The organism is Sporosarcina sp. JAI121, from assembly GCF_013408665.1.
Taxonomy (GTDB): Bacteria; Bacillota; Bacilli; order Bacillales_A; family Planococcaceae; genus Sporosarcina.
The window spans coordinates 1,578,127-1,593,986 of sequence record NZ_JACCCL010000001.1 but is presented as its reverse complement, the minus strand read 5'-3'; the positions used below and the strand labels follow the sequence as shown (position 1 = coordinate 1,593,986).

At 41.2% G+C, this 15,860-nt stretch carries 19 protein-coding genes; all 19 read left to right on the top strand.

Annotated features, from left to right (window positions below; translation table 11 throughout):
• Positions 1-77 precede the first annotated feature (77 nt).
• The 19 genes from HDC33_RS07530 to HDC33_RS07440 all read left to right on the top strand — a co-directional run bounded on the left by HDC33_RS07530 (position 78) and on the right by HDC33_RS07440 (position 15,726).
• Positions 78-503, top strand: coding sequence for an EF-hand domain-containing protein (locus tag HDC33_RS07530; protein ID WP_179391853.1), 426 nt, complete (start codon positions 78-80; stop codon positions 501-503).
• Between the two features lie 159 nt (positions 504-662).
• Positions 663-1,862 carry a Bcr/CflA family multidrug efflux MFS transporter gene (locus HDC33_RS07525; RefSeq protein WP_179391852.1) on the top strand — a complete coding sequence of 400 codons (1,200 nt, stop codon included), beginning with the start codon at positions 663-665 and terminating at the stop codon, positions 1,860-1,862.
• Between the two features lie 118 nt (positions 1,863-1,980).
• The gene (locus tag HDC33_RS07520) at positions 1,981-2,430 is read left to right on the top strand and encodes a hypothetical protein (protein ID WP_179391851.1); all 450 of its coding nucleotides are present in this window, start codon (positions 1,981-1,983) and stop codon (positions 2,428-2,430) included.
• A gap of 199 nt (positions 2,431-2,629) precedes the next feature.
• The gene (locus HDC33_RS07515; RefSeq protein WP_179391850.1) at positions 2,630-3,439 is read left to right on the top strand and encodes an N-acetylmuramoyl-L-alanine amidase family protein; all 810 of its coding nucleotides are present in this window, start codon (positions 2,630-2,632) and stop codon (positions 3,437-3,439) included.
• A 219-nt stretch (positions 3,440-3,658) separates the two neighbouring features.
• On the top strand, positions 3,659-4,096 hold the full coding sequence (locus tag HDC33_RS07510; RefSeq protein ID WP_179391849.1) for a BrxA/BrxB family bacilliredoxin: 438 nt from the start codon (positions 3,659-3,661) through the stop codon (positions 4,094-4,096).
• The gene (locus HDC33_RS07505) at positions 4,093-4,893 is read left to right on the top strand and encodes a class I SAM-dependent methyltransferase (protein WP_179391848.1); all 801 of its coding nucleotides are present in this window, start codon (positions 4,093-4,095) and stop codon (positions 4,891-4,893) included. Before HDC33_RS07510 ends, HDC33_RS07505 begins: the two co-directional genes overlap by 4 nt.
• 266 nt (positions 4,894-5,159) lie before the next feature.
• Positions 5,160-5,759, top strand: a complete 600-nt coding sequence (locus tag HDC33_RS07500) for a YpjP family protein (RefSeq protein ID WP_179391847.1) — start codon at positions 5,160-5,162, stop codon at positions 5,757-5,759.
• A gap of 414 nt (positions 5,760-6,173) precedes the next feature.
• Positions 6,174-7,115 carry a thymidylate synthase gene (locus HDC33_RS07495; RefSeq protein ID WP_179391846.1) on the top strand — a complete coding sequence of 314 codons (942 nt, stop codon included), beginning with the start codon at positions 6,174-6,176 and terminating at the stop codon, positions 7,113-7,115.
• Between the two features lie 15 nt (positions 7,116-7,130).
• Positions 7,131-7,610 (top strand): dihydrofolate reductase, encoded by a 480-nt coding sequence (locus HDC33_RS07490; RefSeq protein WP_179391845.1) that lies wholly within the window; start codon positions 7,131-7,133, stop codon positions 7,608-7,610.
• A gap of 230 nt (positions 7,611-7,840) precedes the next feature.
• Positions 7,841-8,680, top strand: coding sequence for a DegV family protein (locus HDC33_RS07485; protein WP_179391844.1), 840 nt, complete (start codon positions 7,841-7,843; stop codon positions 8,678-8,680).
• Positions 8,681-8,718: 38 nt separating this feature from the next.
• On the top strand, positions 8,719-9,534 hold the full coding sequence (locus HDC33_RS07480; protein ID WP_179391843.1) for a GDSL-type esterase/lipase family protein: 816 nt from the start codon (positions 8,719-8,721) through the stop codon (positions 9,532-9,534).
• Between the two features lie 11 nt (positions 9,535-9,545).
• On the top strand, positions 9,546-10,121 hold the full coding sequence (locus HDC33_RS07475) for a YpmS family protein (protein WP_179391842.1): 576 nt from the start codon (positions 9,546-9,548) through the stop codon (positions 10,119-10,121).
• 12 nt (positions 10,122-10,133) lie between these two features.
• Complete coding sequence (gene msrA / locus HDC33_RS07470) at positions 10,134-10,664, top strand: peptide-methionine (S)-S-oxide reductase MsrA (RefSeq protein ID WP_179391841.1); 531 nt, start codon at positions 10,134-10,136, stop codon at positions 10,662-10,664.
• Complete coding sequence (gene msrB / locus HDC33_RS07465) at positions 10,661-11,080, top strand: peptide-methionine (R)-S-oxide reductase MsrB (RefSeq protein WP_179391840.1); 420 nt, start codon at positions 10,661-10,663, stop codon at positions 11,078-11,080. The genes msrA and msrB overlap by 4 nt, the downstream gene beginning before the upstream one ends.
• Before the next feature lie 29 nt (positions 11,081-11,109).
• Complete coding sequence (locus HDC33_RS07460; protein ID WP_179391839.1) at positions 11,110-11,331, top strand: YozE family protein; 222 nt, start codon at positions 11,110-11,112, stop codon at positions 11,329-11,331.
• Between the two features lie 80 nt (positions 11,332-11,411).
• A complete protein-coding gene (deoD, locus tag HDC33_RS07455) occupies positions 11,412-12,116 on the top strand; it encodes a purine-nucleoside phosphorylase (RefSeq protein ID WP_179391838.1) in 705 nt (234 codons plus the stop codon).
• 118 nt (positions 12,117-12,234) lie between these two features.
• Positions 12,235-13,734, top strand: a complete 1,500-nt coding sequence (locus HDC33_RS07450; RefSeq protein WP_179391837.1) for a lmo1851 family serine protease — start codon at positions 12,235-12,237, stop codon at positions 13,732-13,734.
• A 118-nt stretch (positions 13,735-13,852) separates the two neighbouring features.
• A complete protein-coding gene (locus HDC33_RS07445) occupies positions 13,853-14,776 on the top strand; it encodes a CobW family GTP-binding protein (protein ID WP_179391836.1) in 924 nt (307 codons plus the stop codon).
• A gap of 146 nt (positions 14,777-14,922) precedes the next feature.
• Positions 14,923-15,726 carry a CAP domain-containing protein gene (locus HDC33_RS07440; RefSeq protein WP_179391835.1) on the top strand — a complete coding sequence of 268 codons (804 nt, stop codon included), beginning with the start codon at positions 14,923-14,925 and terminating at the stop codon, positions 15,724-15,726.
• Positions 15,727-15,860: the final 134 nt, after the last annotated feature.

The following is a 15,860-nucleotide window of genomic DNA, read 5'->3' as shown; positions in this document are numbered from 1 at the left end:
AAAACTTAAAACGTTAGTGGATGTGAATAACTTGCATTCCGCTAACGTTTTTTATAAATGGAAAATGGGAGGGACAAATGAAACTGTTGAAAATCATTATTCTCATTTTATTAGTTACTGGCGGAGTCGGGTACGGAATCTATTATATAGGTACCAACATCGCTTCTGAAAAAGTAATGAGCGTTGTAACTGCCGAATTGGAAAATAGCGGGCAATTAGATGAAATTAAGCAAATGGTAAATAATGATCCTGAATTAAAACGATTTCTTGAAGAAGGTGTTAATGTTGATAAAAGCAACCTTCCTTTCACGACAAAGGAACAAGCAACGAGAGTTTTAATCAAAAAAATAGGGTTTAAGGAACTCCAAACTATTCAATCGAATGCACAAAAGGGAATGTCGAATAATGAAATACAGGTACTTCTAAATGAACTAGAAGGAAAACTTACTGAAGAGGAAATCGTAGCTTTAAAAGTAATCGCTTATCAAGAGTTATTTAACTAGTGACTTCTAAAAAAGAGCACATTTTTATTTCTTTCTTTTATCTGATGTGTTTTGCTGTTATAGTGAATAACTTGTGCGTCGAATGGGAGGGATTGAAATTCGTACCTCCGTTGGCACTTATGTAATTGATTTTCAGTTATAGAAAGGTTGTTAACGAACATGAGGCCACTCTCAGGAACAAAACGATTACGATTCGCTTTACTTCTCGGAACGCTAGCAGCAATGGGTCCTCTAACGATTGATATGTATTTACCTTCATTCCCTTCAATTGTAGATGCATTTGATACGTCTGCCACCTTCGTTCAGGTAAGTTTAACGGCCTGCCTACTCGGAATCGGCTTGGGGCAACTCATTCTCGGTCCGATGAGTGACGTTCATGGACGGAAAAGGCCGTTACTAATAGCACTCGTAGTCTATTTCATCGCATCACTTTTATGTGTATTTGCCCCGAATATAGAATTTTTCATAACTGCACGTTTCTTGCAAGGGTTTGCCGCTGCCGCGGGTATCGTGATTTCGAGAGCAGTCGTGCGCGATTTATATAGCGGACGTGAATTGACGAAGTTTTTTGCTTTGCTCATGCTGATCAATAACTTGGCTCCGATCTTAGCCCCGGTCCTTGGCGGAGGGATCATCGCCTTCACTGAATGGACAGGTATATTCGCGGTCTTAAGCGCAATCGGCTTTTTATTGTTTGTCATTGTACTATGGAGAATAGATGAAACATTACCTAAAGAAACGCGTGTACCAAGTAACCTCTCCCATACATTGAAAAACTTTTTGTCTTTGCTTAAAGATCGGCAGTTCATGGGATATTCACTTGCGCAAGGCTTTATCATGGCAGGCATATTTGCTTATGTCGCGGGAACACCATTCGTCTATCAAAATATTTACGGGGTCTCCCCGCAAACATTCAGCATATTATTCGGCATGAATGGAATTGGACTCATTATCGGAACTCAGGTTGTTGGACGTTTAACGGGAATTGTAACGGAAAAGCGATTTTTGGAATCGGGTTTATTCATCTCAATCACTTCGGGAATAATGCTGCTAATTGCCGTATTGTTGAAAGGACCACTGATAACAATCGTTATACCAATCTTCTTTTTCGTCGCTTCCATTGGTGTCATTTCGACATCATCCTTTTCACTCGCGATGGAAAAGCAAGGACATATTGCGGGTAGTGCATCTGCCTTACTTGGTTTGTTACCTTTCATTTTAGGAGCGATTACAGCACCGCTTGTCGGAATAGCAGGAGAAGAAACGGCTATTCCGATGGGGGCAATCATTTTCTTCTCGAGTTTACTTGCGGTTCTTGCCTATTTTGGACTTTCAAGAAATAAAGAACAACAAACCTAACAAACAGCCGTCTGCTCAAATGAGTGGACGGCTGTTTTCTATCTTTCAGCGGATGTTCAATCAATCGTAGTACAACGCTTGAATAAAATAGAAGGAGAGTGTTGGGGGGCGAGATGCATTGAAAGAAGTTATTATCGCATTAGTAAGTTCATCTATAACAATCATTATCACAAGTTTTTTTAATTATCATTTCCAATTAATGAAAGAGATACGAAACGAATCCGTAAAATATAAAACGGAAATCTTGAAAAAAGTTTATACCCCTATATTAAAAATACTAGTTGCTGTAATTGTACCCGGGGATGGGTATGACGGAATCACGAAGGAAACCCTTTTTGAAATCGAAGATATTATCAAAAGAAACTATGAATTAGTCGATCCTGATTTGGATTTAATTATTTGGATGTTAAAAAAGGAAATTAGATGGGAACACTACGAGGAGAGTTCGAAGTTATTCGATGAAAATATGAAATTATTACGCCATGTCGAACATAATTTCAACTTTTACAGAAAACAGTTAGGTCTACCTTTCAATAAGGGGAAACTTAAAAAATCATTAGTAAAATAAACCCATACGACGCATACTTTAAGAAGATATCCTTGAAGCTTCAGGCTCCAAGGATATCTTCTTATTTTTCATGATTGGACTAGTGCCGCCATCTATTATTCCTTAATGAATATGATAAAGGGAAAAGTAAGTAAAAGTGTTGGAACTAGAAGATACGACTACTACTTTTTAAATAGACCACGAAGAGGAGGTAAAACTAATGGTAAAAATCGTAATCGACGCAGGGCATGGCTTTAATACACCAGGTAAGCGTTCCCCGGATGATGAACGGGAGTGGACTTTTAACAACAAGGTAGCCCAATACGCCATTGCAAAATTGGAAACATATAAAGATGTAGAAATCCTTCGTGTGGATGACCCGAGCGGTAAGACGGATGTTCCTCTTAATACACGCACAAACCGGGCTAACAAATGGAAAGCTGATGTGTATGCTTCAATCCACCACAACGCCTTAACAGGTAAGTGGGGAAAACATAGCGGTATTGAGACTTACACGATGGACAAACCAAAAGCAAATCCCAAATCCATTGAAATTGCAGGAGCCGTTCATCCCCGGATTGTAGTGGCTATGGGGGTGAGCGATCGTGGAATGAAACGTGCTAATTTCCACGTTCTACGAGAGTCCGCCATGCCGGCAATCTTAACGGAAGGAGGCTTTATGGATTCAACAATTGACATACTAAAATTACGTGACAATCATTATTTAAAGTCCCAAGGTGAGGCTATCGCGGAAGGACTAGCAGAATACTTCAAATTGGAGCCAAAAACTATCCCTGAAGATAACCAAACACAAACACCTGCGGAAGGAGAGGAAAACTTGTATAAGCCAACATCTCAGGCAATTGTCAATTCGACAATCGCTGTTTTACAGCAACTTGAAAATATGGGGGAAGGTCCGATTTCCCCCTTATGGCGTGAAAAGTTATTGAATGGAACATTAACGGATTCGGATGCAATCGGGCTCTTATATGTTGCAATTGACCGCGGGCTTTTAAAGGATGTAACGTAAGCCTTTACCAATAGAGGAGAATAACATGGTTCACCTTTCTTACCGCTCCGCATAAGGGATTTAAATTCAAACAAATCCTTCACCTTTGTCTGAAAGTATAAACATACTTGACAATATAGTCGTTATTTAGTGAAAAAATACATTGGACAAGGTAATATGAAATAGGATATACATTTAACGCTGAGCACTGTGTAAATAGTTTGAAAGGGGATTATGATAATGAATGCTTACGATGAGTATATGAAAGGCATTGTAAAACCGATGCGTGATGAGCTGGTAGGAACTGGATTTACAGAACTTACGACGGCGGAGGCCGTTGAAGGAACAATGAAATCACTTGAGGGGACAGCGCTGGTCGTTATCAACTCAGTATGCGGATGTGCAGCAGGACTTGCGCGACCAGCAGTAAGGGAAGCATTACAAGAAGCCGAACAAAAACCAGATCACTTGTTGACAGTATTCGCAGGACAAGATAAAGAAGCAACGGCAATGATGCGAGATTATTTTCCTGAAGTACCACCGAGCTCACCTTCTATTGCTCTGTGGAAAGACGGAGCACTTGCCTACTTTATACCGCGGGAACAAATCGAGAATTATGAGATGGAGCAAATAAAAGACCATCTGTCGGAAGTACTCGATCAAGTTTGTAAAAAGTGAAAACAATCATTACGACAGCCGGCAGACCGGATGAGCAGTCGCTGCAACTTGCGTCGGAAGCAGCCGGAATTCTTGGATATCCAATTGTAGAACGAAAAAAACAATCGGTTGCCCGGATACAGAAAGCGTACGAAGCAGATGTAATCGTGGCTGGGAAGAATCGTTTCGATTTGTATAAGATTGGCATGAATGAACCGTTTTTCTTCCATCCCAATTCAGCAGCTTTTAGATTGAAACGTCTAATTAACGGGGAAATAGATCCATTGATTGAGGCAACCCAACTACAAAAAGGGGATACATTTCTTGATTGCACATTGGGTCTCGGCTCTGACAGTATTATCGCTTCTTTTATAGCAGGTGAAACGGGCAAGGTAATAGGCGTTGAGGCGGATGCTGCGGTTGCCTTCATAACCGGCAAGGGACTTTGTTCGTTCCCGTCAGAGTCTGAACAGCTTGTAGAGGCGATGAGTCGAATCGAAGTCATCCATTCGGAAGCAGTTGAGTTTTTGAGCCATCAACCCGATTCTTCCTGGGATATTGTCTACATGGATCCGATGTTTCACACGCCAATAAAGGAATCGTCGAATTTTACGCCGCTCCGACAAGCCGGTATGCATAGTTCACTTACAGGTGAATGGATGGAACAAGCTCTTCGTGTATGTAAACGACGCGTAGTTGTGAAAGATAGGTTTGATTCACCGGTATTTGAACAGTTTCTTATGGAACGGAAGAGTAGACCGAATACAAAGTTCCATTTCGCTTTTATTGAACATGAAAAATGTGAGCATGAAAAATGAAAAACGCCGACATTCCTATATTGAGGGTGTCGGCGTTTATTATTATTAATGTGTGAAATTCAGTGAGCTTAGGTATAGGATCAATGCGAGCAACCCTAGGCCGATAAACAATTGTACATCCATCAGTGAGTACCTCCCTTAAAAAAAGAACATTTATCTACGTTTTTATTGTACAATGAAAGTAAGAAAGAAGAAACCTTTATCGGTTCCTTTTCGTCAAATATACAATTCCCTACTAAAAAACACATAATTGCGGGTGAAACGTTATGAAAAGATGGTTACAGAAAACACTCATTGTTGCAGTAGCGCTCTTGACATTCGGTGCCATTTCACCGAATCATGAAATTTGGACGAGCTTGCAAGACAAAGATATCTCGAAACATGCAGTAGATCCTTCGCGAAGTGACGATTATTCAATTGGACTAGCAGATTCGTTAGCCGATGAGAGTTCGAATGATAATTCTGAATCCATAGAGGAATTATTTATCATGTCTGCGAAAAAGTTATCTTATATGAAATTCGGAACAAAGGTTGGACCGGTAATTGCCGATGAATTTGACAATATCATTTTTCCGAAAATTGAAGAAGCAATTCAAATGACGCTTGCTAGTTCAGGAGATTTAGATAAACGCCGTCTTGCTATCAGCGAGAAACCTGCAGGTGACTATTCTGAGAAAATTTTCAATGTATACGATCTTCAAGACAGAAAAGACCTTATCCGTTTTCATGTACGCACAGAGAAACGGCCGCAAGACGGCTATTTCTACAACTTCCACTATCATACCGCGAATGATGGGTTTATAGCTCATCATTCAATCGGAGACATTTATTGGGCAAAAGACACGCCTCCTAAGTGGTTATCATAAACAACTACTTAAGATTACTATTGAAAAAACCGAGCTGAAAAATGCTCGGTTTTTTATTTAAAACTATACTGAAATCATGATATAAGTTGCAAGAATCCCCAAACCTATACCAACAAGTACAGCTGCTATATAGCAAAATATCCGTTTCAACTCTCCATCCTTTCTTTACTTTGTGTAATTAGTTTATTAATGAAGATTGAAATATATACGACAGCGAAACGGAATCCATTACTATTCTGACTATCATATTCCAAGTGCTATAACTAGCAAACCGCAATCTATGAAATTTGTTACATCAAAGAAAAAACATGCCCCTGACACGATTATCCTAAATAACCGCGTCAGAGGCGTGTTTTTATTATGATAGCAAGATTATATTTGATATACTGAACACTAATGTAAGGAGGCTTTCTAATGAAACAGTATTTGGATTTATGTAAACATGTTCTTGAAACAGGTGTGAAAAAAGAAGACCGGACAGGGACAGGGACAGTCAGTGTTTTCGGTCATCAGATGCGATTCGATTTAAATGAAGGATTTCCCCTCATGACAACGAAAAAAACCGCTTTCCGACTTATTTCCTCTGAACTATTATGGTTTTTAAAAGGCGATACGAATGTAAAAACGCTGATTGAAGACCGGAACCCAATCTGGGATGAATGGGCTTTTGAACAATGGGTGGGCGGTCCTGAATATTCAGGACCGGATATGTCCGATTTTGGGCGTCGCGCTTCAAAAGATCCGGAATTTGCTGCTATCTATAAAGTTGAAATGGAAGCATTTAAAAAACGTGTTCTGGAAGACGATGAATTTGCTGCGAAATACGCCGATCTCGGACCTGTATACGGTAAGCAATGGCGATCATGGTCAAACGGAAAAGAAACGATTGATCAGATTGCCATTTTAATCGAAGGTATCAAAAATAATCCGGATTCCCGAAGACATATCGTAACTGCATGGAATCCTTCTGAAGTGGAAGATATGGCTTTGCCGCCCTGCCATGCGTTATTCCAATTTTATGTTGCCGACGGAAAATTGTCATGCCAGCTGTACCAGCGAAGCGCGGACATATTCCTCGGAGTGCCGTTCAACATCGCATCCTATGCATTGCTGGTGCATTTGATTGCACATGAATGCAATCTTGGTGTTGGCGAATTCGTCCATACACTAGGGGATGCGCATATTTACGCAAATCATATCAATCAAGTGAATGAACAATTGACACGTGAACCGCGAAAACTGCCTACTTTAAAGCTGCATATCGAGGGCAAGTCGATTTTTGAATTGGAAACAGCGGACATTGAACTGGAAAATTATGATCCACATCCGAAAATAAAAGCACCAATTGCCGTTTAAAGAAAGGGGATTTTTATGATTTCATTGCTCGTAGCACATGATCCTAATCGGGTCATTGGCGTGAATAACGAATTACCTTGGCATATTCCAGAAGACCTGGCTTATTTCAAGAAGATGTCGATGGGGAAAGCAATGGTAATGGGTCGCAAGACGTTTGAGTCGATCGGAAGACCATTACCGGGAAGACTGAGTATTATTGTCACACGGGATGAAGATTACACTGCCGAAGGTGCTGTCGTCGTCCATAATATAAATGATGCCATCAGTAGAGCGGAAGAGTACGCCGAAGAAGTGATGATTATCGGGGGAGCGGAGATATTCCGTTCAACAATGGGAATCGCGGATCGACTCTATATTACGTACATTCAAAAACAGTACGAAGGAGATACATACTTTCCGTCGTATGGCCCTGAATGGAAGCTGATATCAGCAACGGAAGATCATTTTTCTAAAGATGACGTTCCGTATTCATTCCTTGTATATGAAAAGAAGTAAGAAAAGCGGATGCGCCATGGTTAGCTGATGAAAAATATAAAAAATGAATGGATAACAAATGTACAGAGTTAATTGCATACAATGCAGCAGTATACTCATAAGAAAAATGAGCAACATATCCTTCACTTTTTTCGTTTTTGAGGGCAGGTGCAACTGCCTTTTTCAACTTACCAATTTTCACCAAAATACTTTAAAATAAAAACCGCTATTACTCGATGGGAGTGCAAGTAATGAAAAAAATTCATATCGTCACGGATTCGACAGCGGATTTGGGAAACGAGGATATCTCAAAGCTTGGTATCCATGTTGTTCCCTTGACTGTCCAAATTGCCGGCAAAACTTATATTGATGGTGTAGATATACAACCTGAAGCTTTTCTTGGCATGATGAAAAAGGCTCCGGAACTACCGAAAAGCTCACAACCAGCGGCAGGTGTTTTCAAAGAGTTATATGATAAACTCGGTGAAGACGGCAGCGAAATCATCTCCATACATATGACAGGCGGCATGAGCGGAACTGTAAAGTCTGCGCAAACAGCGGCAGAAATGACAGATTCCAAAGTGACTGTCATCGATTCGATGTTCATTTCTCATGCCTTGACATTTCAAGTTGAAGAAGCGGCGGAATTGGCCCGAAAAGGGAAATCTGTTACTGAAATAGTTGAACGTTTAACTGCAATCCGTAGTAACACATCGCTTTTCGTTGTTGTGGATTCGCTGGATAACCTTGTAAAAGGCGGGCGTATCGGAAAAGGGAAAGCAATGATTGGTTCCTTATTAAATATAAAGCCGATTGCAAGCTTACAGGATGGCGTATATACGCCTGTAGCGAAAGCGCGCAGTCATAAGCAAGTGGTATCCCATTTGTTCAAAGTTTTTAAGGAAGAGACGGCCGGAAAGATAGTCCGCGGGGTCGGCATATCACACGCCCATGGTCTTGCAATGGGGGAACCATTGAAAAAATTACTACAAGACGTAGGTATAACAAACGTAAAACTTACATTTACCGCGCCCATCATCAGTACACATACAGGTGAAGGTGCAATTGGTTTCATGTATTACGCGGATTGATAAATGATTCTTTACTGAAGAAAAGGGGAACTCTACGTATGAGAAGAGTATTCTTGATTGTGATCGCCTTCTCATTATTTTTGTCCGGCTGTCAACAAACATTAATCAGAAAAACGGATGCATTTACTGCACGGCAAGAAATTGGATTTACGGAGTGGGCTATCCCAGGATACTTCATTCCGAAAAAGGTCCGTGTGGTTGGCCTAGGGGATTCGCTGACACAGGGAGTCGGGGATGAATTGAAAAAAGAAGGTTATTTTGGCCGGGTCACAGGCAGGATGATTGAATGGAAAGGCGTCAAGGAGGTCGATGTGGCCAATTTGGCAAAGCGGGGTCGAAGAAGTGACCAGCTCCTCGAAAAACTTTCAGATCCTGAAGTTCAAGCATCTGTGAAAACGGCAGATTTAATCTTTTTAACAATCGGCGGCAATGATATTATGAAAGTCGTTAAAGCCAACCTTTTCAATTTGAAGATGGAACCATTTTATATTGAACTTGGTAAGTTTGAAAGTAGACTTGATGAACTATTCACAATCATCAGAGACCTCAATAGCGATGCAATCGTTGTTGTTGCAGGACTGTATAATCCATTTTCAATCGTTACGGATGAAACAAATGAATTTGAGGAAATTATCGATGACTGGAACAAAGCGATTGAAGTTCGCGCGATTATGGACGGGAAGTCATGTTTTGTTCCCGTTACAGACCTGTTCGATTCAAATACGAACATGGTATACCACACCGATTTCTTTCATCCGAATGCAAAAGGATATGACGGAATGGCGGACCGCTACCTTGAAAAACTGGAGGAATGCGGTTTACAACAGTTGTCGGATGGGGAATTGGATATGTAGGAGCTGATTGCTTGAATCGATGGAAAATTAGTTTTTTTCTACTTGCAGGACTTATCGCAGCCGCAATTGCAGCGGTAATAGTACTTATCGGATCTTCTGCCGAATCGGGACCGCTTCCGAAAATGAAAGCAACGGACCCATCAGACCATGTTCTGACAGTGACGGCGACGAAAGAAGATTTTGAGGGAATTGCGAATACGTATATTAAAAAAGCGGTAAAGGGTGAACCGCTTCCAGTAACGATGGAAGTCGGAGAAGATGTAGTACTTTTTTCGGAAATGACAGTGTTTTCATATACATTGCCAGTCATTATGCATTTTGACCCGATTGTACGTGAAGATGGTAACTTAATATTGAAACAATCCTCGATGGAGATAGGCCAATTGAATCTTCAACCAGAGACTGTTTTAAAAGTACTGCGGGATTCGGTGAAACTTCCACCTTGGATGATTGTTCGTCCTAAAGAAGAGGAATTATTCATAGACCTCTCTAAAATTCCAGTGTCAGGCGATTTGCAAATAAAGGCAAAAACATTCAACTTAGCGGATGATGAAATTATCTTGGAAATTTATATTCCAAAAGAATAAGGGGGATTGACCATGACGAAATCATTAGCGACATTTGCAGGAGGTTGTTTTTGGTGTATGGTGAAACCGTTTGATCGATTTGATGGAGTTTCATCCGTCGTTTCTGGTTATACCGGCGGCGATATCGAAAATCCATCTTATGAACTTGTCTGTACGAATACGACGGGACATCGCGAAGCAATTCAAATCACGTTTGATGATGAAATCATTTCCTACAGTGAATTGCTCGACATCTTTTGGAGACAAATCGATCCAACTGATTCGGGAGGTCAATTTTTTGATCGGGGTGAATCCTATCAGACAGCGATTTTTTATCATACTCCCGAACAACAACAGCTCGCTGAAAAAACAAAAGCAGAACTGGATGCATCCAGGAAGTTCGAGAAACCGGTAGCAACGGAAATCCTGCCCGCTAAGACATTTTATCGGGCTGAGGAAGGACATCAAAACTATTATATGAAAAATCCTGCTCACTACAATAGATACGCGATTGGCTCCGGCAGGGTGCAGTTCAAAACTGAAAACTGGGGTGAAGAAGTATGAAAGGAAATTTGAAAAATAAATTAACGGACATACAATATCATGTCACACAGGAGAACGGAACCGAAGCACCATTCCGTAATGAATATGATAGTCATTATGATGAGGGAATCTATGTCGATATCGTTTCAGGAAAACCTCTATTCAGTTCAAAGGATAAATATGATGCAGGTTGCGGCTGGCCAAGTTTTACGAAACCGATTGAAACAGCGGAAGTTTTGGAGAAAATGGATACAACCCACGGTATGCGACGAATAGAAGTCCGCAGTAAGACAGCTGATTCACATCTCGGTCATGTATTTCCGGACGGTCCAGGTGAGGACGGATTACGCTACTGCATTAATTCCGCCGCACTTCGTTTTGTTCCCGTCGACCGACTTGAGGATGAAGGTTACGGAGAGTATTTGAAGCAATTCTAAAGCTGCCAACAGGGAAAGGAGTTGAACGGATGGATCGATCCTTCTATCGATTTGCCCTCTCATTCCGCGGTGGGGGTAAAGGTGATATGAAAGCTGTTTTTGCGGAAGCCATGTTCAAAGATTACAGTTTTCCAAAAGAAGAAAAAGCTTTCGATACATTATCACGCTATATTGAAGAAAAAGCGGATGCGGAAATGCCATCCGTCATTTTCGACGAGCTATACATGTTATATGAAGACCGATTCTTATAAAGTTAACTGCTTCATCATTGCATATTGGAATGGTTGAATGTATGATTAAAAAAGAAAATTTGAAAGCGAGGCTATTCAATATGAGTATACATATTAACGCAAAAAAAGGTGACATCGCCGATACAATTTTGCTCCCTGGAGATCCGCTCCGTGCAAAATACATCGCTGAAACATTTTTGCAAGATGTCACACAGTACAACGAAGTCCGTAATATGTTCGGTTATACAGGAACATATAAAGGTAAACGTATTTCAGTCCAAGGGACAGGCATGGGCGTTCCCTCGATTTCCATTTATGTAACGGAACTGATGCAGGAATATGACGTTCAGAAACTAATCCGTGTCGGGACATGCGGTGCGATTCAGAAAGATGTTCATGTCCGTGACGTCATCCTAGCACAAAGTGCCTCGACAGATTCCAAAATGAACGAAATCATTTTCAACGGCGTTACTTATGCACCGACTGCAGACTTCGACCTTCTTTTGAAATCCTATAATGCAGGACTTAAGAAAGGGCTTGACTTGAAAGTCGGTAATGTATTTACTGAAGACGTCTTCTATAATGAATTTGCACAACATGAAAAATGGGCTCAATATGGCGTCCTTGCGGTTGAAATGGAAGCTGCTGCATTGTATACGCTTGCTGCTAAATTCGGTCGTCAAGCACTCGCTATCCTGACTGTAAGCGATCATATCCTCACAGGTGAAGCAACTTCATCGGAAGAGCGTCAAACAACTTTCAACGATATGATTGAAGTGGCATTGGAAGCTGCAATCCAAGATTAATTGTGACGAGGGACCGCCCGCTATACAGCGGTCCTTTTTTTTAGAAATGGATTAACGCCTGGTCTCTGTGACTAGGTTGAATAGTTAGCTATAGAAAGAGTAGAGAGTGGGGAATGGGATGGAAGAGAATACAGACCATGGTCAAAATAATGAGCCACATCGTCAACCTCCGGCAAAACGATATATTAAATTGAAACTATTTTCTTTCGTAATGGTTGTTTTCGGACTCGTACTGGCCACTGCCGCCATAACATTTTTTGTATTGACTACCGGTGAGGACAAGGTAGTGGAAGTCGTCAGTCCCCAAAAGCAAGCGTCGAAAGACCGGAAAGCTTTCGAAAAATTGTATGACGCATACGATCAAATGGAAGCAGACTATTACGAAGATATCGATGAAACGGCAGTCATTGACGGCGCCATCAACGGTATGATTGAAGCCCTCGGTGATCCATATTCCGATTACTTGAATCAACAGGAAGCTCAGCAACTGAGCGAAAGTATTTCGTCAAGTTTCGAAGGCATCGGCGCTGAAATCCAAGAGCAAAACGGATATATAAACGTCGTTTCTCCGATAAAAAATTCACCTGCTGAACGGGCAGGCATCTTACCGAATGATACAATCATCGCTGTCGACGGTAAAAGTATTCAAGGTATGTCTTCTTCTGAAGCTGTCCTACTGATTCGGGGTGAAAAAGGGACCACCGTCACATTATCCATTCGACGCGGTGAAGCAGTTGATCCGGTCGATGTGAAAATCAAACGAGATGTCATTCCGATAGAGACGGTTTATGCAGAAATGCTTGACGACGGAATCGCTCATATTCATATTACGAGCTTCTCTGAAGGGACATATGACGAACTACTAGCTGCTCTTGACGAGATGGAAGTTGCAGGTATGAAAGGATTAGTGGTCGATGTTCGTCAAAATCCAGGCGGCAGACTTGACACAGCTATCGATATTTCTGATCTTTTTGTGGAAAATGGAAAGAATTTATTCCAATTTGCAGGAAAAGGAATAGCGCCGGAGATTTATAAAGCTTCCGGAAATAGAAAAGTCAAAATCCCTGTTGCTCTCGTTATAGATGACGGCAGTGCATCGGCATCGGAAATACTCGCTGCTGCAATGAAAGAATCTGCTAAAATCCCTCTTATTGGTGTAAAAACGTTCGGTAAAGGAACTGTTCAAACACCGAAAGATCTTGCGGATGGCTCAAACTTAAAGCTGACAACAGCAAAATGGCTAACACCCGATGGCAACTGGATCCATAAAAAGGGTATTGAACCCGATATCAAGGTTCCATATCCCTCATATGCAATGCTTCCATTTCTCGATTCAGCAATGGAAATGAAGGAAGGCATGCTTTCTCCATCTATTAAAGCTGCCGAGGAAATGCTTGAAGCCGTAGGATATGAACCTGGTGAGATAGATGGGCTATTCGATGCACGTACAGAACTGGCTGTCAAAAATCTTCAAAAGGATCTTTCACTGGACATAAACGGTATCCTCAAAGGAGATACAACATATGGTCTAATGGAGAAACTTCGGACGAAAATCCAAGAAGACGATCCACAGCTGATGAAAGCAAAAGAAGTTTTGCTAGAAAAAGTAGAAAAATGATTAAAAAGCGTCCAGTCCTAATCCGGCCGGACGCTTTTCATATGTCTAGTCTATTGCGGCATGCATTGGCAGTCCGCTGCGACTTTTCCAGTTAAATGAATAGGAAAGAGGGATACATATGATTGATGTTTACTTATTTAGCGGTTTTCTTGGCAGTGGGAAAACATCGTTGTTATTGCATACAATCTCGCAATTGAAAGAACAAGGAAAAAAACCTGCAGTGTTGATGAATGAATTTGGGGCATTACCTTTCGATTCCACTTCGGTTGAAGGAGAAGGGAATATTCCTCTCAAAGAACTACTTGACGGTTGTATCTGTTGCACTGGATCTGAAAAAACGGAAGCGCAGCTACAAGGGCTACTTGAAGAAAATGATGATATTGATGTCATCTTGATAGAAACGACGGGTGCCGCTCATCCTGTAGAAGCACTTGATGCCATCCATTCTCCCATATTCGCGGATCGTCTCAACATAAAAGGGATTGTAACAGTCGCTGACTCAAAACGCTGGCTGGAACGGGATAAACTATCCCCGCAAATACGCGCTTTATTCATGGAACAAATCCGCCATGCTCATTTATTGCTAGCGAACAAGGTAGATCTTCTAACAGATGAAGAAAACGCGACTGTGACGTTTGAACTATCCAATTTCAATAATTCCGCTCCAATTATACAGACGACGGGTGGGAAAGTTGCCTTTTCCTTCATTGAAAAGGTTCTACATTCATCCAAAAAAGTAAGCAATGAACAAATTATTTCCGGAAAAAGTTTACCGCTGTCTTCGAAACTTCATACATTTTCCGATAGCGTTAATAAAGATGAGTTCGAGAACTGGGTAAAATCCCTCCCAGATACTGTATATAGAATAAAAGGTTATGTTCCAATCAGTGGCTTTAAAAATCCCTTCTTGTTTCAATATGCATATGGAATGGTGAATTGGATGCCCGAATACGTCGCGATGGAACCCCGTCTCGTTATCATTGGGGAAGGAATCGAAAAGTTGAATTTCGAGCACGTCAACCCCTATTTAGATGAAAAGTAAGGGCGAGCGACCAAACTTATCCAATCTCCTAGATTGTGATGTCCTTTGCTAGGGTATCTATTAAAGAATTGGAGAAACTGGAAGTATAATCCGATATTCTCAATCTCCCACGCGTTATGATAGTTTGCGAAGGGAGGAGTAATGAGATGAAAAAATCGATTGCAGTACTCATGCTCGGTTCGGCGCTCTTACTGCCGAACAACAATAGTGTAGAAGCTTCATATTCAGACAATAATGTACAGGTGCAGAAAGTACAGTATGTTCAACACTATATATGGGGGGGCCAACAATCCCACTTCTACAACACTATACTTGGAAAAAATATTGATTTCGAAGAGCTTTACAAGTTAACGAAATCCTATGCACTAAACACAGAGGTTGCTGTACCAACCCCTGAAAAGCAGCTAGAAAAACCGGCTCCAGTCAATCCAGTGAAGAAGCCAGCTACAGCTAAGCCGGTTGAAAAACCTGCACCGACAAAGCCAGCGCAGAAGCCAGAAGCAACTCCGGCTCCAGCACAACCTGCTGAAGTAGCACCGGTTAAACCTGCAGGGACAGCGCAAGATAGTTCTATTTCTGCTATTGAAAAAGCAGTTCTTGACTTAACGAATGTTGAGAGACAAAAGGCAGGTCTTCAACCACTACAAACGGATCGCAACTTGATGAATTCAGCACGTCAAAAGTCTGCTGATATGGCTTCGAAAAATTATTTCTCGCATACAAGCCCTACGTACGGATCACCGTTTGACCAAATGAAAGCAAATGGCGTTACGTACAAATCAGCAGCAGAGAACATCGCAATGGGTCAACGTTCAGCTGAAGAAGTCGTAAAAGGATGGATGGAATCACCAGGCCACAGACAAAACATTTTAACGCCTGGATTCACTCACATCGGTATCGGTTATGACAGTAACGGAAACTACTGGACACAACAGTTCATTCAAAAGTAATACAATTATGGAGTCATCCTTTGTACCGGAATCATTCCGGTACAGAGGATGACTCTTTTTTGAATAGAATTTCATATTTAATAGTCAAGACGTATTTGAGTTTAATTTCGATAATAATATTATGTAAACAAATT

Coding starts and splice junctions, on each gene's coding strand:
- HDC33_RS07530 (WP_179391853.1), top strand. CDS start 78: ATGAAACTGTTGAAAATCATTATTCTCATTTTATTAGTTACTGGCGGA.
- HDC33_RS07525 (WP_179391852.1), top strand. CDS start 663: ATGAGGCCACTCTCAGGAACAAAACGATTACGATTCGCTTTACTTCTC.
- HDC33_RS07515 (WP_179391850.1), top strand. CDS start 2,630: ATGGTAAAAATCGTAATCGACGCAGGGCATGGCTTTAATACACCAGGT.
- HDC33_RS07510 (WP_179391849.1), top strand. CDS start 3,659: ATGAATGCTTACGATGAGTATATGAAAGGCATTGTAAAACCGATGCGT.
- HDC33_RS07500 (WP_179391847.1), top strand. CDS start 5,160: ATGAAAAGATGGTTACAGAAAACACTCATTGTTGCAGTAGCGCTCTTG.
- HDC33_RS07495 (WP_179391846.1), top strand. CDS start 6,174: ATGAAACAGTATTTGGATTTATGTAAACATGTTCTTGAAACAGGTGTG.
- HDC33_RS07490 (WP_179391845.1), top strand. CDS start 7,131: ATGATTTCATTGCTCGTAGCACATGATCCTAATCGGGTCATTGGCGTG.
- HDC33_RS07485 (WP_179391844.1), top strand. CDS start 7,841: ATGAAAAAAATTCATATCGTCACGGATTCGACAGCGGATTTGGGAAAC.
- HDC33_RS07480 (WP_179391843.1), top strand. CDS start 8,719: ATGAGAAGAGTATTCTTGATTGTGATCGCCTTCTCATTATTTTTGTCC.
- msrA (WP_179391841.1), top strand. CDS start 10,134: ATGACGAAATCATTAGCGACATTTGCAGGAGGTTGTTTTTGGTGTATG.
- msrB (WP_179391840.1), top strand. CDS start 10,661: ATGAAAGGAAATTTGAAAAATAAATTAACGGACATACAATATCATGTC.
- HDC33_RS07460 (WP_179391839.1), top strand. CDS start 11,110: ATGGATCGATCCTTCTATCGATTTGCCCTCTCATTCCGCGGTGGGGGT.
- deoD (WP_179391838.1), top strand. CDS start 11,412: ATGAGTATACATATTAACGCAAAAAAAGGTGACATCGCCGATACAATT.
- HDC33_RS07450 (WP_179391837.1), top strand. CDS start 12,235: ATGGAAGAGAATACAGACCATGGTCAAAATAATGAGCCACATCGTCAA.
- HDC33_RS07445 (WP_179391836.1), top strand. CDS start 13,853: ATGATTGATGTTTACTTATTTAGCGGTTTTCTTGGCAGTGGGAAAACA.
- HDC33_RS07440 (WP_179391835.1), top strand. CDS start 14,923: ATGAAAAAATCGATTGCAGTACTCATGCTCGGTTCGGCGCTCTTACTG.